This window comes from Epilithonimonas arachidiradicis, from assembly GCF_003610695.1.
GTDB lineage: Bacteria > Bacteroidota > Bacteroidia > Flavobacteriales > Weeksellaceae > Epilithonimonas > Epilithonimonas arachidiradicis.
In genome coordinates this window covers 323525-344656 of sequence record NZ_RAQH01000001.1, presented here as the reverse complement: position 1 = coordinate 344656, position 21132 = coordinate 323525, and the positions used below count along the sequence as shown (strand labels likewise).

Here is a 21132-nt window from a genome sequence, read left to right as displayed (position 1 = left end):
ATTAAGAATGAAAATTAAAGACCATTTTCTTACACAAGAAGAATTTGAAATTGTAGAAACTGATACAAAAGGTATTTTCAAAACCTCCCCTATTCCTTCTAATATTTCAAGATATTATGAGAGTGAAAATTATATTTCACATCATCAAGATTCGGGAAGTTTAAAAGAAAAACTTTATAAATTTCTACAGTCTTTTAATCTTCAATACAAAAAAAATATTCTTGTTGATAGAATTAAAAAAGGTTCTAACGTTTTAGATTATGGTTGTGGTGCTGGAGAGTTTGTAAAATATATTGAAAATGATTTTCAAACTTTTGGATTTGAACCCAATTCAGATGCCAGAAATGCAGCTATAAATAAAATTCAAAAAGCTAAAATAATTGACGATATAAATGCAATTGAAAACCAAAGTTTAGATGCAATTACATTATGGCACGTTTTCGAACATATCGAAAATCAGAAAGAAATCTTGGAAATATTTAATCAGAAATTAAAAGAAAAAGGTTTGTTAATTATTGCTGTTCCAAATCCAACTTCGTACGATGCGAAACACTATAAAGAATTCTGGGCAGCGTATGATGTTCCAAGACATATCTATCATTTTTCAAAAAATGGAATGGAAAATCTGATTTCAAAAAACCCAGATTGGAAATTAAGAAAAATCAAACCGCTCCTACTCGATTCATTTTATATCTCGATGTTGAGTGAAAAATATAAGAAATCACCACTTTTTTGGCTAAAAGCTGTCTTTCACGGAGCAATTTCCAACGTAAAAGCACTTTTTTCGAACGAATTTTCAAGTTTGATATATATTATCGAAAAAAAATAGAAAATCGATTTTTGATATATTTCTGAAGGTCAATTTTCAGCTGTTTTGTTGAAAAATTGTTATTAATAATAAAAAATAGAAAATTTCAAGTTATTTTTAATCTAAAATTAAATTCGCTGAGAATCGCTTAAAAAATTTTATTTGAATCTTGATCAATTATAGACAAAATAAAACCGACAAAAATTTGTCGGTTTTATAATTTATGTTGAAAAGTAAATTTCTATTTGTTAATGGCAGCAACTCCCGGAAGTTCCAATCCTTCCAAACTCTCCAACATTGCTCCTCCTCCTGTTGAAACATAACTCACTTTATCAGAATAACCAAATTGTTTTACGAAAGCAACACTGTCCCCTCCTCCAACTAATGAGAAAGCTCCTAATTTTGTTGCTTCTGCAATACTGTCTCCTAAAGCTTTAGTTCCGGCAGCAAAATTTGACATTTCAAAAACTCCGATTGGACCATTCCAAAGAATTGTTTTAGAATTTAATAAAACATCATTGAAAATTTCTCTTGATCTTGGACCAGCATCCAGACCTTGCCAACTCTCCGGAATTTCTCTGATATTACATTCCTTTCTATTCGCTTCATTATTGAAATCATCAGCGATGATAACATCTGTCGGAAGATAAACTTCTACACTATGTTCTTTTGCTTTAGCCAAAATTTCAAGAGCTAAATTCAATTTATCATCTTCAACAATAGATTGTCCGACTTTTCCGCCAAGTGCTTTGATGAATGTAAAAGACATTCCTCCTCCAATAATTAAATTGTCAACTGCAGGAAGGATATTTTCTATAATGGTGATTTTTGTGGAAACTTTAGAACCTCCAAGTATCGCGGTTACAGGTTTTTCACCAGATTTCAGAACTTTATCAATCGCTACAAGTTCTTTTTCCATTAGTAAACCGAAAAATTTAGTAGAAGGAAAGAATTGAGCAATTACAGCTGTAGAAGCATGTGCTCTGTGTGCAGTTCCAAATGCATCATTGACATAAGCATCACCTAATTTTGAAAGTTGCTCAGCAAAAGACTCATCACCATTTTCTTCTTCACTATGAAAACGCAGATTTTCCAATAATAAGATTTCTCCTGGTTGCAGAGCGTTAGCAGCCTCTTCTGCCTTCTCTCCTACCGATTCCTCCACAAACTTAACTTCTTGACCAAGAACATTAGAAACTTCGCTTAAAACGTGCTTAAGAGAATATTTATCATTTACTTCGCCTTTTGGTCTTCCAAGATGTGTCATTAATATGACAGAACCACCATCAGACAAAATTTTATCTACAGTAGGTTTCACTGCAGTAATCCTTGTATTATCTGTTACTTTAAGATTTTCATCCTGAGGCACGTTGAAATCAACTCTCACCAAAGCTTTCTTATTTTTAAAATCGAAATCTTTTATTGTCTTCATTAAATTTTTATTTAAGGTTTTTAAATAGAGATTCAAAAGTTCTCCTCTCTTTGTTTCACAAATTTAAAACTTATTCTTCCCTTTTGAAAATTTAATTCCGAAAAGAAATCCACAAACTTATTTTACAATCATAAACAACTTCTTTTTCTTTTTAATAAAAATAAATATTGTAGTCTATTGTTGTAGTTCGGTATTATGGGGAAAACTTTAAGATGATTATTTTACCACAGAAAATATGGAGTAATGAGTAGGTTGTTAACATTGATTTAATATTGATTATCAAAATATTATCATTGTTATTAACAAATGTTTGTAATTCTGAAATCGGCTCTTTATTAGAAATATTTTTGCGGATAAAACCAACGAATCTCAACAAAAAGTTTTTTGAAAATATGAATTGTTTTTTCTGATGAAACTTGCATTACGAAAATTAAATTAAGATTAAAAGAATTATTTAATAGAAGTTATCAACAGGTTTTCTAACAATTTCTAACAATGTATTATCTATTCATTAATAATATCAAAATTTATTTGATGTTTAAATATTATAATATAAATTATGTTGATATATAATCACTTATTATTAAATATTATTATCAATTATATTAAAATATCATACCAACAATTACAAAATATGTAGTAAATTTATATTGTTAAAAGTAAAAAATGATAATTTAAAATGAAAAAGATAGCAATAGCCGCAGATCACGCAGGTTTTGAGTATAAAGAACTGATAAAAAAATACTTGGAAGGAAAAGTTGAAATCAAGGATTACGGAACCTACTCTGCTGATTCTGTAGATTACCCGGATTACGTACATCCTGCCGCAAGTTCAATAGAAAACGGAGAAAACGAATTGGGAATCTTGATTTGTGGAAGTGGAAACGGTGTTCAAATCACTGCTAATAAACATCAGAAAATCCGTTGTGCATTGTGTTGGATGCCGGAAATCGCTTCTCTTGCTAGACAACATAATGATGCCAATATGATTTCTATTCCAGCGAGATTCATTTCAAAAGAATTGGCATTTGAGATTGTAGATAAATTCCTGACAACGGATTTTGAAGGTGGAAGACATCAGAACCGAGTTGATAAAATCGCATTCTGCTAGATATAGAGAGACTTACAATTTTGTAAGTCTTTTTTATTTGAATTAAGATGAAAAAAATCCAATTATTATTAAAGTTGTATCTTTGCAATGCATTTCACAGAGAAAGTTCTTTCTCACGAAACCATAAATTAATACAAAGGTTTCCAAAACTCCCCTATTTTATTTTATCTTTAATAAAAATTAAATCCTATTTGGGATTGTTGTTGTTGGACATAAATGAAGATGAATTTTAAATTTTAAACAATGAAAAACAAAAAGAATATAAGTCATAAAAACGAACAGAAACTTCTCGATTTGGGAAGAACAATTCTTCGTTTTATGAGCAAAAAAACTTCCAAAATCTACAATTATAAACAAATTGCGGAAGGAATAGATTACAAAAATCCAAGACAAAGAGAGCTTGTAATTCAGGCGCTTCACAGACTCTTGGCAAGTCAAAAAATTAAGGAAACCGAGAAAGGAAAATATATTGTCAACCTTAATATAGAAGGTGCTCTGACTGGTGTCATCGATTTTAACCAATCCGGAAATGCTTATGTAAAGGTTGATGGAATCAATGATGATATCTTCATCCATCAGAAAAACGTAAAAGATGCATTACAAGGAGATAAAGTCCTGATTGTAACTTATAATTTTAAAGGTAAAAAGCTGGAAGGTTCGGTGGTAGAAGTTCTGGAAAGAGCAAAAGAAGTTTTTGTTGGAACTTTCCAGAAAATTGCGGAGAAAGATTTCGGATTTGTAGTTTTGGATAAGAAGAAACTTAATACCGATATTTTTATTTCCAAAAACCATTTCAATGGCGCAGAAGACGGCGATAAAGTCATCGTTAAAATGCTGGAATGGAAACCGGGAAGCAAGAATCCGGAAGGTGAAATCACAACTGTTCTTGGTGCTCCAGGCGACCACGAAACAGAAATCCATTCGATTTTGGCAGAATATGGTTTGCCTTACAATTTCCCACCAGAAGTAGAACACGATGCAGACCAAATCGACAGAAGTATCAATGCAGATGAAGTGGCGAAACGCTGGGATATGCGTGATATTCTGACATTTACGATTGACCCAAAAGATGCTAAAGATTTTGATGATGCTTTGTCTATCAGAAAATTAGAAAATGGACTTTGGGAAATTGGTGTTCATATTGCGGACGTTTCTCATTATGTGAAACCTGGGACTATTTTGGACGATGAAGCTTATGCGAGAGCAACTTCGGTTTATCTGGTTGATAGAGTAGTGCCAATGCTTCCGGAAGTTTTGAGTAATGATGTTTGTTCACTACGACCAAATGAAGATAAATTCACATTCTCAGCTGTTTTTGAACTGGATGAGGATGCAAAAATCCATAAGCAATGGTTTGGTAGAACAGTTATCCATTCGGATAGAAGATTTGCTTACGAAGAAGCTCAGGAAAGAATCGAAACTGGTGAAGGCGATTTGGTTGAGGAAATTCTTCAATTGGACAAATTAGCCAAAATAATGAGGGCGGAACGTATCAGAAATGGTGCGATTACTTTTGATAGGAGCGAGGTAAGATTCAATTTGGATGAAAACAACAAACCGATTGGCGTTTATTTCAAAGTCAGCAAAGATTCTAACCATTTGATTGAGGAATTTATGCTTTTGGCCAATAAAAAAGTTTCGGAATTCATCTCATTAAATAAAAGAAATGAACCAACAGGAAATACTTTTATTTACAGAATTCACGATGACCCGGACCCAGCAAAATTGACGGCTTTACGAGATTTTGTAGGAACTTTCGGTTACAAAATGGATTTAGCAAATACTCAAAAAGTTGCTGAATCTTTGAATAAATTATTGAGCGATGTCAAAGGAAAAGGTGAAGAAAATATGATCGAAACTTTGGCAATGAGAAGTATGAGTAAAGCCGTTTATTCCACAGATCCGATTGGGCATTACGGACTTGGCTTCGAATATTATTCGCATTTCACATCGCCAATTCGCCGTTATCCGGATTTGATTGCGCACAGATTGTTACAACATTATCTTGACGGTGGAAAATCGCCAAATAAAGATGAAGTGGAAGAAAAGGCAAAACATTGTTCAGCAATGGAAAGATTAGCTTCTGAAGCGGAAAGAGAAAGCATCAAATTTATGCAGGTCAAATTTATGGAAGACCACGTTGGAGAAGTTTTCTCAGGCGTTATTTCCGGAGTTGCAGAGTATGGTTTCTGGGTGGAAATTCCTGAAAATGGAGCAGAAGGAATGATAAAATTGCGCGATTTGGTGGATGATTCTTATTCTCTGGATGCGAAGAATTATGCGATTGTAGGTTCCAGAACTGGCAATACTTATCAGCTTGGAGACGAGGTAAAAATAAAGGTTGTAAAAGCAAATTTGATTGCAAAGCAACTTGATTTTAAGATTGTTGAGTAAATGAAACGATACAAAATAGATTATTATAAAGATATCGGTAAGGTCTTATTGATTTTTATTAATATCTATTTGTTTTTCAATTATGTAGTTAATACACAACTTTCAATTATAGAGATATTAGGACTATTATCAGCATTTATAATTTTAGGATATTTTGTATATAAATATTTTGATTTTCAGAGATTTATAAAAAATATTTGTTTTTATTTGCTGGTAATATTGCCATTTATTTTCAATGTTTTTTTCTTCATTAATTTTACATTTTCAGGAAAAGAAGAAGTAGAAAAATATAAGTTTGATTATACACTTACTTCTTCAGACACAAGAAGTAATCCACGAAAAAAGGTAATTTCTACAACAATAAAATTGAATACGAGAAAATATGATGATTATTTTTTCTTTAAGACATTTGCAGATTATAAGAAAATAGAAAAGAATAACATTGTAACTTACACATTTTCAAAAGGATTATTTGGACTAAGAGTTTTGAAAAAGTATGAATTTTCGAAAGAAGATTAGTTTTTTAAATTCTAATAATCCATGGAATATCTAAAGTCTAATATCTAGTTTCTACTTATTTGCGGTATTTAAAAAGTAAAATGTATTTTTGCTTTTGTCTTATTACAAGATACATTATACTTTTTACAAAAAAATAATAATGCTCGAACTCATTTTATACGCTGTCGGATTAGGAATAATGCTAAGTTTGGTCTTTATAGGACCTATTTTTTTCTTACTGATAGAAACCAGTTTTTCCCGCGGTCCAAGACACGCCATTGCCTTGGATATTGGCGTAGTTTCGGCTGACCTTCTTTGTATTCTGGTCAGTTATTATGCCAGTGCAGACCTGGTCAGTTTGATAGATAAACATCCCGGATTTTATCGGATTTCAGCATTTTTAATTTTGATTTATGCCATTTATATGTTGCTTTCCAGAACCAAAATGCACATTGAAGGCGAAGAAAAACTCATCGACCAAAATTATTTCAAAACATTCTTGAACGGATTTTTACTCAATTTATTGAATATTGGCGTTGTCCTTTTCTGGCTAGTAACCGTAGTTTCTGTCCGTAATGCCTATCCAAAAGTACAGGATTTTATACTTTATATTGGGATTGTGATTGGAACTTATCTTCTTATCGACCTTTCCAAAATCCTTTTAGCAAAGCAATTCCACGACAAACTGAATCAACGAGTTGCCAACAAGATCCGAAAAGCAGTTGGTTGTATTTTGGTGTTATTCAGCTTCTTTATTTTCCTTCAAAGCTTTAAAAAATTCAATAAGTTCGACGAAAAATTAGAAAAGGCAGAGAAGCAACAACCGAAGAAAAGATAATTAAATTTGGGTAGCTTAATCCGCCTGTAGTTTATCCTGAGTTTGTCGAAGGGCTCAACCTCTCAAGTCGGTTGCAGATTCCACATAAATACCAGTAACCTAAACATAATATTGTGATTTCGCAGGAAACCTAACGGAGTGGTTCGAAGAAGTCAATCTTGACTTTTATGAGCGAAGCGCCTTTGTGAATCTTAAAATATTTTTAATTAGGAAGAAAAACATAGCGAGCTTTGCGTTAAAATTGTTATCATTGCTATATTCAAATAAGCAACACAAATGCAAAATACAACTTTTCCAAAATCCCTAAAAAAAGGAGACAAAATAGCCATCATTTCCCCGGCAGGTTCTGTCGAGATTCCACAATTGGACAAAACTTTGGAATTAATCAAGACCAAAGGTTATGAACCTGTTTTAGGCGAAAATCTCTATACAAAATACCAAAATGGCTATTCATATGCCGGAACAGAAAAACAACGAATAAATGACATTAATTGGGCTTTAAATGATAAAGAGATTTCTGCAGTATGGGCTTCGAGAGGTGGTTATGGTTGTCAGCATCTTTTGCAGGAGTTAAAATTGACAGAATTCAGGAAAAATCCTAAATGGTATATTGGTTATTCTGATAATACGGTGATTCAAGGTTATCTGTTGAAAAAAGGTTTCGCATCTATCCATGGACAAACGATTAAAACATCGAGTTTTGGGGTTACAGAAGAAAGTTACGAATTGATTTTTGATATTCTGAAAGGTAAAAAACTCAATTATAAAATCGATTCAAATCCTAACAATAGAGTAGGAGAGACCTCCGGAATTTTGATTGGTGGTAATCTCGCTTTGGTTTATGCGCTTTTGGGAACTAAATATTCTTTTGATTTTACAGATAAAATTTTATTCATAGAAGATATTGGTGAAAATTTCTACGCCTTAGACCGGATGATAATGAGCTTGGAATTAGCCGGAGTTTTTACCAAAATCAAAGGATTAATCGTTGGAGGAATGACCAATATGGGTAAGGAAAGTGAAAACAAAGATTACGAAGAATCCTTCGATTCCTTCACTTATCAATTGATTGCGGATAGAATTTCGAAATATGATTTTCCAACAGTTTTTGGCTTTCCAAATGGGCATATTTTTGACAACAGACCTTTAATCATTGGTTCAGAAATCAAACTAAAAGTTGATAAAAAAGTAACTGTTGAGTTTTATTAATCATAATCTAGGATGGCTGACCACAATGACTTTGGAAAAATAGCTGAAGATTTAGCTGTTGATTTTTTAGTCAAGAATCAATATAAGATTCTGGCGCGCAATTTCCGTTACCTGAAAGCCGAAGTTGATATCATTGCTGAAACAGAAAATCAAATCGTTATTGTTGAAGTCAAAGCCAGGCATACAGACGTTTTTATTGAACCTCAGGAAGCGGTTAGCAAAAAGAAAATCAAATTGTTAATATCAGCTTCTAATTATTTCATTGAAGAAAATAATATTAATAAAGAAGTGAGATTTGATATTGTTTCAGTCCTTCCTAACCAACAAAAAACTTTGGAAATACACCACATTATTGATGCTTTCCAAAGTTTTGAAATATAGTTTTTCAGACTAAAAGATAATAGACAAAAAGAAAAAGGACTTTCTGTTCATAATCTTTTATCTATCAGTCCATTTTCTCAAAAGCCTCACTTATTTTATCTCAACACATCCGACTCTTCCGCCCGCATTTCCAGTAGGTTGCGTATGAAAATCATCTACTCCGGCGTGGATAACGACCGATTTTCCAATAATATTTTTCATCGGGTCATCACATCCAAGACACCATTTATCAGTAGTGAAAATTAGTTGTGCCTGTCCGTTTTTATCCGCATCAAGATTGCCGATATCGCCCATATGGAAATGGTCAGATTCCCATTTGCCGTGGTCGTCTTTGGAAGGATTCCAATGTCCGCCAGCAGATGAAGCGTCTGTTGCACTGCAGTTTCCAAACTCGTGGATATGAACAGCGTGCATTCCCGGTTTGAGTTTGAATACGCTCAGATCCATCGTAACTTCTCCTTTTTTTTGAGTAAATGTTGCAGTTCCCTGAGTCTCGGTATGAGATTTTGGACGAACGGTGTATTGTTTAGAAACTGTTTTGCAGGAAGCCAGCATTAAGCCGGCGATTCCAATTAGTAATAAGTTTTTCATAAGATAGTTTATTTGTTAATTGTCGATATAACAAATTTAAAGCCAATATGATGAAGAATTGTTTTACGTGAAACATCTACGATTCGGTTAGCAATATCTACGGTTCGGTCATAATTAATTTACTATTATCCTCGGCTAAAATATCTTTGAATCAAAATTAACATTATGAAAACTCAAAGCAGAATTTTCACACTTTTTTTTCTTTTGGTTGGTATTAGCATCTGGTCACAGATTACCATTTCTGGAAAAGTCACTTATAAGAACAAAGCATTGAAAGACATCAGCGTTACGCTTAAAGATACGTATGACGGTGCAACTACTGATGCTAATGGAAACTATTCTTTCACAACCACAGAAACAGGAGATAAGACTTTGGTATTTTACGGAAAAGATTATGATGAGGTTGAACTACCTGTGAAAATCGAGGGAAAAGATATTGCAATGAATGCTAATCTAAAGGAGCAAATCAGCGAAATCAATGCAGTCGTGATTACTGCAGGAAGCATAGAAGCCAGCGATAAAAAACGTGCGACAGCATTACTGACACCTTTGGATGTTTATACAACAGCCGGCGCTAATGGACAGATTTCCTCAGCTTTAGGCTATTTGCCGGGTGTTCAGAAAGTAGGAGAGAGTGAAGGTTTATTTGTACGAGGTGGAACCGGAGCGGAAACTAAAATCTTTATGGACGGCAATCTGGTCAATAATTATTTTACCAATTCGGTTCCGGGAATTGCTGGTAGAGACCGTTTCAATACATCGTTATTTAAAGGTAATGTGTTTTCAAGCGGTGGCTATTCAGCAGTTTATGGACAGGCGTTGTCTTCTGTTCTGATTTTGGAAAGTGTGGATTTGCCGGATACAACGTCGTTTGATTTCAGTGTTTCCCCGATTTTTCTAAGTGCGAATTATCAGAAACTAAATCAGAAGAAAACAGCTTCCTGGGGTGTTGCGGGTGGTTATTCTAATCTTGGATTGATGGGAAAACTATTCAATTTCAATACAGATTTTGACAAATATCCTCAGGGTTATGGATTCGATGGAAACTTCAGAATTAAAACTAAAAAAGGCGGTTTCATCAAATATTACGGAAGTGTGGATGAGAATAAAATGGCAGTCGGTTCCGAAAGTTTGGAAGAAGATTCTGACAAAAATATGGTCAGTCTGAAAGGCCAGAATATGTATCACAATTTGTCTTACAAAGAGAAATTCGGAAAGTATCTTTTGAATATCGGAACATCTTATACTTACAATTCTAACGATTTGAATTTTGCAACTTTTAAAGATAATGTTGAGCAATCTAATACACCAATTAACAACCAATCCAATTATATCAATGCAAAGGCTGTTATCGAAAGAAAAATCAACAGAGCAAGCATTGTGAGAGGAGGTTTTGAATTAAATAATGCTGATGAAACAATGAAATATGGAACTTTTGAAAGAGATTATAAAGATTTGATTTCGTCTGCTTTTGCGGAAACCGATTTGATTTTTACTAATAATTTAACTGCAAAAATTGGAGCAAGAACAGAACATTCTTCTTATCTGGATAAATGGAATTTCTCTCCGAGAGCAGCTTTAGCTTATAGGATTTCCAAAGACTGGACAACATCTTTCGCTTACGGGATCTTCTATCAGAATCCCGAAAGCAAATATCTTTACAGCAAGAATTTTGATTTCCAGAGGGCCGACCATTATATTTTTCAGGTTCAGAAAAATTCTGATGGAAGAAGTCTAAGATTCGAAGCGTTTTATAAAAATTATAAAAGTCTTATTAAAACAAAATCTTATATCTCAGATAGCTTAATGACCAGTAATCAAAATCAATATTATCAAATTGCCAATATCAATAATGGTAAAGGCTTTGCAAAAGGAATCGAGTTATTCTGGCGAGATAAAAAAACCTTCAAAGACATCGATTATTGGCTGACCTATTCCTACCTGGATTCTAAAAGAGATTTCTTAAACTATCCTTTTAGTTTAGCACCGAATTTTGCTTCAAAACATACATTCAATGCCGTTGCTAAGAAATTTGTGATGGACTGGAAAACAGGATTTAATTTGTCATATACTTATTCCAAAGGGCGTCCTTATTATGATTTGGTTTCAAAAAACGGAGAGAATATCGTTCGTCACCAAGGAAAGCTGAAGGATTACAGCGGGCTGAATTTCAGTATCAATTATGTTCCAAGTGTTGGGAAGAAAGATTCAAAGTCATTCACTGTATTTGTCTTGAGTATTAATAATATTCTTGGAAATAAAAATATTTACGGCTATAATTATTCTGCAGACGGAAACAGTAGAACAGCCGTTAGACCTCCGGTTAATACGTTTGCTTTTGTAGGCGTATTTGTAAGTTTCGGGGTTGATAAAACGAATGATGCGATTAATAATAATTTGTAAATGATTTAAAACCACAAAAGGCACAAAAGTTTGATTTTAAATCAGTCAACTTATTTGAACTTTAAAAATTCAACATAGAGTAATCAAATCAATATTAATCTTTGTGACTTTTGTGGTTGAAAACTTAATTAAAGTTACAATTCAGTCATTAAAAACAACAACTCGGTAGAATAAAATTTAAATGAACAAAAACTCATTCTATCTTTGAATCAGAAATTTAAAATAAACAATTAAAAAATATCCAAATGAAAAATCTAATCTTAACAGCAGCATTACTTTTTGTAAGTACAATCACATTTGCACAAACAGCTTTTGAAAAAGCAATGACAGAGAAAATCGCTAAAGTAGAAGACCACAAAACACCAGACGAATTCACAGCTTTAGCCAACGATTTTGACAGAATCGGAACGAAAGAGGCAAACAATTGGCTTCCGTATTATTATGCTGCCTTTGCAACCATCCAAAAAGGGAGAATCCTGATGCGTAGCGGGGATAAATCCGGCTTAGATACGGCTGCAGATGAAGCAGACAAATATATCGCAAAAGCAGAAGCGCTCAGTCCGAATAATGCGGAACTCTTCATCCTGAAAAAAATGACAAGCGGGCTCAGAATGATGGCAGACCCGATGTCCAGATATATGAGTGAAGCGCCAATTGCTCAACAAGCTTTGGCAAAAGCTCAAGAACTAGATCCTAATAATCCTAGAATCACAGTTTTACAGGCAGAAGATGCTTACTTCACACCAGAACAGTTCGGTGGCAGCAAAGAAAAGGGAATTGAATTATTCAAAAAAGCCATTGAGCAGTTCAATGCTTACAAATCAAAAACGTTTCTCGACCCAAAATGGGGAAAAGCTGAAGCAGAATATTTCCTGAGTCAGAAATAAAAAAGACTTTCATCTTCACAAAATTCCTTCGTTTTTACGAGGGAATTTTAGTTTTAATACACAGCAATTAGTTCTAGCCTGGAGGAAGTTGGGTAAAAGATGTTATCAATGCAAGATGTAAGGCTTTATAAAATCAAGTGATTTTTCTAATTCCCTGCCAGCCAATCCTTGAAATCCTTCACACGTTCTCTGCTCACCGTAATCTCTTCATTCGGTTGGAAGTCTAGATCAACCTTATAATTCGGAGAAGTGTGGATGTTTTTGATGTAATCTGAACTGATGATAAATTGTCTGTTGACGCGGAAAAATTTAGTGTTGTCCAAGACATTTTCCAATTCGTCCAAAGTGAAATCTGTTGGGAAATTCCGTTCTTTAGTTTGCAAGTAAACAATTTTATTTTCGCTGTAGAAACAACTGACTTCGTTGATGGAAACCACTTTCAGATTGTAACCGATTTTGACCAAAATTCTGGAAAGCGTTGATTTTTCTTTTCGAACAATCTGTCTGATTTCCTGAGAATTAACCAAACCTTCTTCCGGCAAAAATGATTTGAATTTCTCAATGGCTTTAGCCAAGTCTTCTTCTTCAATCGGTTTCAGGAGATAATCGATGCTGTTCAGTTTGAAAGCCTTTAAGGTGTACTGGTCAAAAGCGGTTGTGTAAATGATGAAAGCTTTGGTTGAAACTTTATCAAAAATATCAAACGATAATCCGTCGCCTAAAACGATGTCTGAAAAAATCAGCTGTGGATGTTCATTTTCCTGAAACCAATCAACTGCTTCTTCCACAGAATTGAGGCTCGCAACTAATTCTAAATCAGGAAATAGGCTTAATAATTTTTCCAGCCTTCTGACCGCTGGTTTTTCGTCTTCAATGATTATCGTTCTAATTTTCATAGTTTCTTAATAAATGTAGGGAATTAATTTTTTGGTTGATTTTTTATAATCGAGATAATCCTGTCCAAATTGTTCTGTAAGGGCTTTTTCTTCAATTTTAATTCTATACAAAAATGCTAAAAATGGTGGAATAAATGCTATAAATAATGCAAGCCAATTGTTTAAAAATAAACCTAAACCTAGAAACGTGAGAAGAGAAGCCGCGTAAGAAGGATGTCGCAAAACACTATAAATCCCGTCTTTTTTTATTTTATGGCCTTGACGGATAGTCACATCCACAGTAAAATATTTGCCAAGAGATTTTATGATTAAAAACCTTGTCAAAATCCCGATAAACAATACAACCAACCCGAGATAGATTATCCAGTTTTGTGTTGTCATCATCAAATTAAAATCTTCAAAATGAATATATGAAACAAAAATTGATAACGATATGGATGAGATAATAACAATCCAAAGCAAGCTGAGGGAAGACTTGTCTTTACCTTTTTGGTCAGAATTATTGGATGACATTTGGCTTTTATAAAAGACCTCGGTAAAAAGCCAAGCTCCCATTAGAATATAAAAAAATATCTGTATCATTTTATTTATATTTCTCTGTCAATTCCTTGATTTTCTTGTCTTCCCAATCTTTTCCGAAGAAGAAACCCGGACAGAAAACTCCTATAGCTTGCGCTATCAATCCGATTCCCCAAAAAACCGGAACTGCCCAAATCTGCCAACTCCAAATGCTATGTTCATCACGAATTTCGCTCCAGTTGGCAAAAATAAGAAATAGATTCACCAAAACATAGATTGTCAAATGGGTGTAAAAGCTTTTCAGACGTTTTACTTTTCTTACGGCTTCACGATATTGGATATCGTTTTTATCGTTAATAATTTCCATTGTTTTGTTTTTTGATTTCTTTGTTAATCATATCATTTTCCCAATCGGAGTTGAACAAAAACAGTTTTGCACCTTTGATGGCCAGAATCAATCCCCAGATGATAAAAATCCACGATAAGTGCATCTCACCAAGGTTCTGCGGAAATCCGTTTTTGAAAAATCTGACGCCGTAAACAACCATAAATACGATTGCGAAAACCAGAATTCCGGTATAGAATTTTTTGATTTTTTGTACTCTTTCCACAGCCATTGCATAACGTGGATTGTCTTTATTAATATGTTCCATTGCTATTGATTTTTAAATTGATTTTTGATTATTCATTATTTCACGAATCTTCTTTTCTTCCCAATTTTTACCGATGGCGAAGACGGTCATTCCGTGCGCCAGAAGTCCGATTCCCCAGCCTAACATTGGCCAGTAAAACCAAATTTGTTCAGGCGAAGTCAATAGATTGATGATTACTAAAAAAGGAATCACGACGCAATAAGAGATTAAGTTTCCGTAGAATCCTTTCAGTTCTTTTACTCTTTTTACCGCTCTTTCGTAAGCGACATTTTCTGTAGTTTCTGAAGTATAAGTTGCCATTGTCTGAGAATTTTTTTCGATTAATATTGGTATTTTGACTTTAAAAGTTTGTTCTGATTTTTCTATGAATACATTTTGTTTAGTAAGTAGTGCATAACGCTGAACGATGTTGGCTAAACCGATTCCTGCGCTTTCTTTAAGTTGCTCTCTCACTTGGAGATTATTCTCGATGCAGAGGAACTTTCCTTCTGTAAAGATTCTGATATTCAATGATTTTGATGAGGTTGCGAAATTATGTTTGATGCAGTTTTCTAATAATAATTGTAAGGAAAGTGGAACTACAAATTTTTGTAAATCATCATTATTGACGTCAAAAGTAAAATTCACGCTGTCTTCAAATCTGGTTTTCAAAAGGTTGCAATAGATTTTAGCAAATTCTATCTCGTCCTCCACTTTGACCATTTCTTTGTCTTTCTGTTCGAGAACATAACGATAAATCTTTGACATCGATGTCGTGAATTTCTGCGCCTGTTCCGGGTTTTCATCAATCAAAGCCGTTAAGACATTCAAAGAATTAAAAAGAAAATGTGGGTCCAACTGATTCTTTAACGATTCGAATTGGGCGTTGGCAGATTTGGCAATCAGTTTCTGTTCTACAACTTCTTTTTTGGTGTTCTTTTTCAGTTCCTCCATAAAACCTTTAGCGTGAAGGAAAGCCGAAATCATCAAAGCAATATTAATGGTGAACCAATTGATAAAGTTATATTTTCCAGAGAAGAAAGCTTCCGTTGTCGCCGTTTTCTGAATCACTACAAAATTGAGATAACCACATAAATAGCTTACTACAACATTCACAATAACCAAAGCAATGATTCCAAAAATGGTTCGAGTTCTGGTTTGTTCCGCCCAAGGGAATTTTTTGTTCAAAAACTCGTTGGTCAATCCATTACTGATTCCGATGAATAATGAGTACATCAGACAAACTAAAAGTCCATAGAAAAAGTTCTCCACTGTTTTCTCATCAGTGTCCACGATGAAGAAAAAAAGATTAACGCCGAAACCGACCCAAAACAGTGATATGATATTTTTTCTTTTCATTTCTTAATTTCTTGGTTCAAAATTATTTCAATATCAGAAGTTAAGCAATTAATATTGACCGAACTGTAGAAAAAACCGACTGAATTGTAAAAAATGTCATTTTGTTGAAAACAAAAGGGAACACTATTTGCTTTTGAGAATGGAAATTAATATTGATATGAAGAGAAATATCGAAATAATATTTGCAGGATTATTTGGTACAGCCGCAGTCCTGAGCGCTATAGCGGTAAGGAAATATTTTAAAAACAAAATCTATAACAGCGATTATTCTGACCATCATTTGTTATTCGGCACACCTAGAAAAGCGTATGCAAACCCGAATGACGGTGTAGAATTGGACGCTTTCCTTTAACACCAACACTATTTATATTATACAAATTTCCGGTTCTTATGAGCCGGATTTTTTTGTGGAAAACTTTCCGGAATTTTAAGAGAGTTTTTATTTTTCAAGTGATAATTTTGAAACAACAATTCCAATCATTTTTATCGCAAAGGCGGAAAGTTTATTTCCTTATTAACTTATTTAAGTCGCAAAGCTTTGCGACTTAAAACGATTTTTTAATAACTATTCTTTGTGCCTTTGCGTTAATTTTCATCAACTTATGTCAGATTTAATTCCAAAAGGTCAAGGTGCACAGCGTAATGTCATCAACCGCTTCGACAGATATACTTTCGAGCCTGAAGATTATGAATTGGACAAAATAAAGACCCAGGTTACGGAAGTTTTTCCGAAAACGATTATCAACGTCATCAAAAGTCCGGACCTCTCTATGGATTATTCGATGAATCCCTATCAAGGCTGCGAACACGGGTGTTCATACTGTTTTGCAAGACCGACCCACGAATTTTGGGGTTATAGCGCAGGAATCGATTTTGAAAGAAAATTGATGGTCAAGAAAAATGCACCGCAACTTTTGGAAAAAACCTTTCAGAAGAAATCTTACGTTCCGAAACCAATTATGCTTTCAGGAAATACCGATTGTTATCAACCGATTGAAAGGCAGTTTGAAATTACCCGAAAACTGCTTCAGGTTTGTTTGGATTACAGGCATCCGGTTTCCATCATCACCAAAAACGCTTTGATTTTGAGAGATCTTGATATTCTTGAAAAAATGGCAGAGAAAAACCTGATTTCGGTGAATATGAGCATCCCGACACTTAATGAAGATTTGCGACGTGTGATGGAACCGAGAACTTCTACAGCAAAAAATAAACTGAAAGCGATTGAAGTTTTATCCGGGAAAAATATTCCCGTGAATGTGATGATTGCACCTGTGATTCCGGGATTGACAAGTGACGAAAGCCTTTTTATAATGAAATCTGTTTCCGAAGCCGGCGCAAAAAGTTGCGGTTATACTCTTGTCAGACTGAATGACACTGTTGAACCGGTTTTCGTTCAATGGCTGGAAGCACATTTTCCCGACAGAAAAGACAAAGTCCTGAATCTCATCCGCTCAATGCGTGGTGGAAATCTGGGCGAAAAGCGATTTTTCCAGCGTTATCAAGGCGAAGGCAATATTGCAGAAATGATTCATAAAACCTTTGAAATCGGAAAGAAGAAATTTTTTAATAATCGTGAAAGAGCAGTTTTGACAACTGAACATTTTACAGGAAGCAGAACGCAACAATTGCGATTGTTTTAGTATTTTTATCGCAAAGTCACAAATTATTCTTAATTGTAATTCGTTAAAAAGTCGCAAAATTAAAATCAGAATACAATATTTGCGGCTTGAAACAGCAAGTTGTTTACATTTTTCCGCCTTTGCGATAAAATAAAACAAGTCTTTTAATTAAATTTGCAAACTGATTTATTTCTCAGTAATTTTCCCAAATGAAGCAATATTCAGCAAAACGCAGCATCCAGATTCTCGCACATATTCTTGAACAATACGGCATCGATAAAATCATCATTTCTCCAGGTTCCAGAAACGCACCTTTGGCGATTCATTTTTCTGAGATTGATGCGTTCCAATGTTACAGTATTGTGGACGAAAGAACGGCGGCTTTTGTAGGTTTAGGAATTTCAAAATCTATTAAAAAACCTGTTGCTATTACGTGTACAAGCGGTTCAGCTGCAGCTAATTATTATCCAGCGGTTGTAGAAGCATTTTATCAGAATGTCCCGCTTTTGGTATTGACAGCAGACCGACCTGCTGATTTTGTTGATATTTTTGACGGGCAAACCATTCGTCAAAAAAATATTTTCCAGCAGCATTCTTACGGCGATTTCGAATTATTGGAAGATGAAAAAGACGGCGCAGATGATTATAATTTCGAAACCATTAAAAAAGCGGTTGAGCTTTGTATCGAAAAAAGCGGACCGGTTCATATCAACATTCCTTTGACAGAACCACTTTACAATTTGTTGGAAGAATTGCCTGTAATGCCAGCTGTTGAGAAAACAATTCAGAAAAAGAATTATGATGTTCCATCTCATTTGATTGCGGACTGGCATACTTCCAAGAGAATTATGATTTTGACAGGAACGTTGGCGCCTAATCCGGAACTGGAAGCTCAACTTTCCCAATTGGTTAAAAATCACACCGTTGTTGTTTTGACGGAAATGAATTCCAATCTTCAGCACGACAAATTTTTCGCTCATATCGACCGTTACATTACTGATTTTTCTGAGGAAGATTATCATACTTACGCGCCGGATTTGTTAATTACCATCGGGCAGAATGTGGTTTCCAAAAGAGTGAAGCAATTCCTAAGAAAAGCCAAACCAAAGCAGCATTGGCATATTGATGAATATTGGCAGCCTGATACATACTTTGTTCTGAGTCAAAAGATTGAAACAAAACCAGAAGTCTTCTTTTCTAAATTATTGAAATCTATCAATCTGGAACCCAGAGCTTATTTCAACCTTTGGGATGTTCTGAAAGATAAAAAAGATGCAAAGCACGAAGAATATCTCAACAAAGCACCTTTTTCAGACTTTTATCTTTTCAATCAATTATCCAATCATATTCCTGAAAATTACAGAGTTCATTTCTCTAATTCTTCGGCAATCCGATATGCGCAATTATTTGAATATCAGAAATATGATGTGTACTGCAACCGCGGAACCAGCGGCATCGACGGTTGTACTTCTACTGCGATGGGATTTGCAATGATGGAGGATGAACCAACGATTCTGATTACCGGCGATTTATCGTTTTTCTATGATATCAACGGACTTTGGAATCAGTATATTCCACCTTATACGAGAATTGTGATTTTCAACAATGGGGAAGGCAATATTTTCAAAATCATTCCTGGACCAAGCGGAACTAATGCTTTGGACGAATTTATCGCCACTCAACATCACAGAAATGCAGAATTATTAGCAAAGAATTTTGGATTTGATTATACCCGAGTTGAAGATGAGATTTCTCTTGACCGCGTTTTACCCAATTATTTCAAGCCGGATTCAAAACCGAAAATCCTGGAAGTCATGACTTCGGAATCTAATAATGCGGATATTTTGAAGCAGTATTTTGCGGAATTGAAATAAATTATTTCTCTCGTAGATTTAGCGGATTACGCAGATTTTAGAAGATCAGCAAAATCAGCGAGATTCTAAGTTTAAAATTCCAAATCAGATTCTTCTTTCGGAAGATTAATGATTTTTTCAATCGGATAAATAAACATATCATCGAAGTCATTCAATGCATTGATCAACTGAAAATGCGTGAAATCTTTGATATTATCTAGTGTGATTTCTGTTTCTTTGATTTCTTTTAATTGTAAAAGATTTTGTCTCATCACGCCATTCAGAAGATAACTTTTCGGTGTGAACCAAGTTTTATCTTTAAGGAACAAAAGATTGGAATACGAAGTGTCTGTAATCTGGTTATTTTTCACAATAATGACTTCATCTGCGTGACTTTTATCTTTCAGTTTTTGTAACTGAGTTCTGTCTGCAGACTTAAAGCTGTAATTGATTTCATTATCAATAACCAATTCAAAATCATCTAATTCTGAAATCGCATGAGGAATAATCTGTGTTTTGAAATTGTTTTCCAGATCATATTCGATTCGGAATTTGTAAAGCCCGTCTTCATGGTGTTCCAGATTGAGGAATAAACTGTAAATATCAATTTTGCATACTTTTCCGAAATTCGAAAAAGTGTCGTTCATCCTTTTCTGATGAAGTTCTTTCAGGAAAATATTCTGGTCTTCAACTTTGATACTTTCAATAAATCGGGACATAGATTTTGTTTTTCATTTCTTCATATTCGCTGAAAAGGTCACTTTGATGGGTAATTCCACCTCCGCTTTTGAAAAACAGTTTCTCGTTCTCTTTTTCAATAAAACGTATCATTACGCAGGAATCCAGATTTTTTCCGTCAAAATAACCCGCAATTCCTGTATAAAATCCTCTTTCATATTGTTCGGCTTCCAAAATAATTTCCAAGGTTTTAGGTTTTGGTGCACCAAGAATAGAACCTGCGGGCAATAACTTTTGAAGAATTGTTCCAATTTTATTCCGATATTCTGGTTTGATTAAGCCTTCGATTTCGGAACTCATTGCCAAGAGATTTTTCTGCTTCGTTTGGATATAATCGATTCTTTGAAATTCTTTAACCTGAACATTGTCCGCAACCATGCTCAAATCATTTCTCAACAAATCGACAACCGTGTAATGTTCTGCTTTTTCTTTTGGGTCATTTTTCAGAATATTTTCTGCATCTTCGATTTCTGCATCGATTGTTCCCTTCATCGGATGTGTAAAAATCTTGTTGTCAACAATTTCTACAAATGTTTCCGGCGAAAAAAACACAAATTCATCAGGAACAAGAACTTTGTATTTTGCTTTTGAAAATTTAAAAATATCGTCTATGCTAAGATTGGTTTCGATTTCCGTTTTGGTGGTGTAGTTGGTCAGATATGAATTTCCTTTTCTGAGGTTTTCCTGAACGAATTCAAATCCTTTTTTATAATCTTCTAATATTTCCGGAAACGATTTCCACTCAAAATCCGAAATTGTCGAGTGTTGATAATTGACGTTTGTAAGATTCGGAAAATCAATTAACAAAGCCTTATTTTCAATTTCGATTTTTGTAAAGATTCTGACCTCATTCATCAAAAAATTAATCAGAAAAAAGAAGGGTTCTTTTCTCTCTGATAATTCGTCCATCTTTTGAAACTGCGGATTCTGAAACATAAAACAAAAATAAGGGAAAAGATGA

21 protein-coding genes are annotated in these 21132 nt (G+C 34.1%); 12 read left to right on the top strand and 9 right to left on the bottom strand.

All coding sequences use genetic code 11. The features are described 5' to 3' along the window. Nucleotides 1-7: 7 nt before the first annotated feature. On the top strand, nucleotides 8-829 hold the full coding sequence (locus BXY58_RS01660; RefSeq protein ID WP_120212065.1) for a class I SAM-dependent methyltransferase: 822 nt from the start codon (nucleotides 8-10) through the stop codon (nucleotides 827-829). Between the two features lie 220 nt (nucleotides 830-1049). On the opposite strand, the gene BXY58_RS01655 is transcribed toward BXY58_RS01660, so the two are convergent. Further along, on the bottom strand, nucleotides 1050-2240 hold the full coding sequence (locus BXY58_RS01655; protein ID WP_120212064.1) for a phosphoglycerate kinase: 1191 nt from the start codon (nucleotides 2238-2240) through the stop codon (nucleotides 1050-1052). Between the two features lie 679 nt (nucleotides 2241-2919). Here BXY58_RS01655 and rpiB point away from each other — a divergent pair. The 6 genes from rpiB (at nucleotide 2920) to BXY58_RS01625 (ending at nucleotide 8671) form a co-directional block, all read left to right on the top strand. Next, entirely contained in the window at nucleotides 2920-3351 is a 432-nt protein-coding gene (gene rpiB, locus BXY58_RS01650; RefSeq protein ID WP_120212063.1) for a ribose 5-phosphate isomerase B, read from the top strand. 243 nt (nucleotides 3352-3594) lie between these two features. After that, nucleotides 3595-5745 (top strand): ribonuclease R, encoded by a 2151-nt coding sequence (gene rnr, locus BXY58_RS01645; RefSeq protein WP_120212062.1) that lies wholly within the window; start codon nucleotides 3595-3597, stop codon nucleotides 5743-5745. Then, nucleotides 5746-6264, top strand: coding sequence for a hypothetical protein (locus BXY58_RS01640; protein ID WP_120212061.1), 519 nt, complete (start codon nucleotides 5746-5748; stop codon nucleotides 6262-6264). It begins immediately after the preceding gene. Between the two features lie 139 nt (nucleotides 6265-6403). Beyond that, a complete protein-coding gene (locus tag BXY58_RS01635; protein WP_120212060.1) occupies nucleotides 6404-7081 on the top strand; it encodes a LysE family translocator in 678 nt (225 codons plus the stop codon). Between the two features lie 276 nt (nucleotides 7082-7357). After that, nucleotides 7358-8290, top strand: a complete 933-nt coding sequence (locus tag BXY58_RS01630) for a S66 peptidase family protein (protein ID WP_120212059.1) — start codon at nucleotides 7358-7360, stop codon at nucleotides 8288-8290. 12 nt (nucleotides 8291-8302) lie between these two features. After that, entirely contained in the window at nucleotides 8303-8671 is a 369-nt protein-coding gene (locus BXY58_RS01625; protein ID WP_120212058.1) for a YraN family protein, read from the top strand. 90 nt (nucleotides 8672-8761) lie between these two features. Here BXY58_RS01625 and BXY58_RS01620 read toward each other — a convergent pair whose 3' ends face one another. Further along, entirely contained in the window at nucleotides 8762-9262 is a 501-nt protein-coding gene (locus BXY58_RS01620; protein WP_120212057.1) for a superoxide dismutase family protein, read from the bottom strand. Between the two features lie 165 nt (nucleotides 9263-9427). On the opposite strand from BXY58_RS01620, the gene BXY58_RS01615 reads away from it, so the two are divergent. Together BXY58_RS01615 and BXY58_RS01610 are read left to right on the top strand one after the other, a co-directional pair. Continuing rightward, a complete protein-coding gene (locus BXY58_RS01615) occupies nucleotides 9428-11665 on the top strand; it encodes a TonB-dependent receptor (protein WP_120212056.1) in 2238 nt (745 codons plus the stop codon). Nucleotides 11666-11910: 245 nt separating this feature from the next. After that, on the top strand, nucleotides 11911-12552 hold the full coding sequence (locus BXY58_RS01610; RefSeq protein WP_120212055.1) for a tetratricopeptide repeat protein: 642 nt from the start codon (nucleotides 11911-11913) through the stop codon (nucleotides 12550-12552). A gap of 146 nt (nucleotides 12553-12698) precedes the next feature. On the opposite strand, the gene BXY58_RS01605 is transcribed toward BXY58_RS01610, so the two are convergent. Genes BXY58_RS01605 through BXY58_RS01585 form a run of 5 tightly spaced genes read right to left on the bottom strand, consistent with a single transcriptional unit; the run spans nucleotide 12699 to nucleotide 15958 of the window. After that, a complete protein-coding gene (locus BXY58_RS01605) occupies nucleotides 12699-13448 on the bottom strand; it encodes a LytR/AlgR family response regulator transcription factor (RefSeq protein ID WP_120212054.1) in 750 nt (249 codons plus the stop codon). A gap of 6 nt (nucleotides 13449-13454) precedes the next feature. After that, nucleotides 13455-14030 carry a methyltransferase family protein gene (locus BXY58_RS01600; protein WP_120212053.1) on the bottom strand — a complete coding sequence of 192 codons (576 nt, stop codon included), beginning with the start codon at nucleotides 14028-14030 and terminating at the stop codon, nucleotides 13455-13457. A 1-nt stretch (nucleotide 14031) separates the two neighbouring features. Continuing rightward, entirely contained in the window at nucleotides 14032-14334 is a 303-nt protein-coding gene (locus BXY58_RS01595; RefSeq protein ID WP_120212052.1) for a 2TM domain-containing protein, read from the bottom strand. Beyond that, a complete protein-coding gene (locus tag BXY58_RS01590) occupies nucleotides 14321-14620 on the bottom strand; it encodes a 2TM domain-containing protein (protein WP_120212051.1) in 300 nt (99 codons plus the stop codon). Before BXY58_RS01590 ends, BXY58_RS01595 begins: the two co-directional genes overlap by 14 nt. Nucleotides 14621-14632: 12 nt before the next feature. Continuing rightward, on the bottom strand, nucleotides 14633-15958 hold the full coding sequence (locus BXY58_RS01585; RefSeq protein WP_120212050.1) for a 2TM domain-containing protein: 1326 nt from the start codon (nucleotides 15956-15958) through the stop codon (nucleotides 14633-14635). 157 nt (nucleotides 15959-16115) lie between these two features. Between BXY58_RS01585 and BXY58_RS01580 the strand changes: the two genes are divergently transcribed. The 3 genes from BXY58_RS01580 (at nucleotide 16116) to menD (ending at nucleotide 19454) form a co-directional block, all read left to right on the top strand. Further along, nucleotides 16116-16310 carry a hypothetical protein gene (locus BXY58_RS01580; protein ID WP_170144177.1) on the top strand — a complete coding sequence of 65 codons (195 nt, stop codon included), beginning with the start codon at nucleotides 16116-16118 and terminating at the stop codon, nucleotides 16308-16310. Nucleotides 16311-16560: 250 nt separating this feature from the next. Then, nucleotides 16561-17601, top strand: a complete 1041-nt coding sequence (locus tag BXY58_RS01575; RefSeq protein WP_120212048.1) for a PA0069 family radical SAM protein — start codon at nucleotides 16561-16563, stop codon at nucleotides 17599-17601. 188 nt (nucleotides 17602-17789) lie between these two features. After that, nucleotides 17790-19454 carry a 2-succinyl-5-enolpyruvyl-6-hydroxy-3-cyclohexene-1-carboxylic-acid synthase gene (gene menD, locus BXY58_RS01570; protein ID WP_120212047.1) on the top strand — a complete coding sequence of 555 codons (1665 nt, stop codon included), beginning with the start codon at nucleotides 17790-17792 and terminating at the stop codon, nucleotides 19452-19454. 71 nt (nucleotides 19455-19525) lie between these two features. Here menD and BXY58_RS01565 read toward each other — a convergent pair whose 3' ends face one another. Together BXY58_RS01565 and BXY58_RS01560 are read right to left on the bottom strand one after the other, a co-directional pair. Further along, nucleotides 19526-20152 carry an aminotransferase class IV gene (locus BXY58_RS01565; RefSeq protein WP_120212046.1) on the bottom strand — a complete coding sequence of 209 codons (627 nt, stop codon included), beginning with the start codon at nucleotides 20150-20152 and terminating at the stop codon, nucleotides 19526-19528. Next, nucleotides 20136-21080 (bottom strand): aminodeoxychorismate synthase component I, encoded by a 945-nt coding sequence (locus BXY58_RS01560; RefSeq protein ID WP_371868377.1) that lies wholly within the window; start codon nucleotides 21078-21080, stop codon nucleotides 20136-20138. The genes BXY58_RS01565 and BXY58_RS01560 overlap by 17 nt, the downstream gene beginning before the upstream one ends. Nucleotides 21081-21132: the final 52 nt, after the last annotated feature.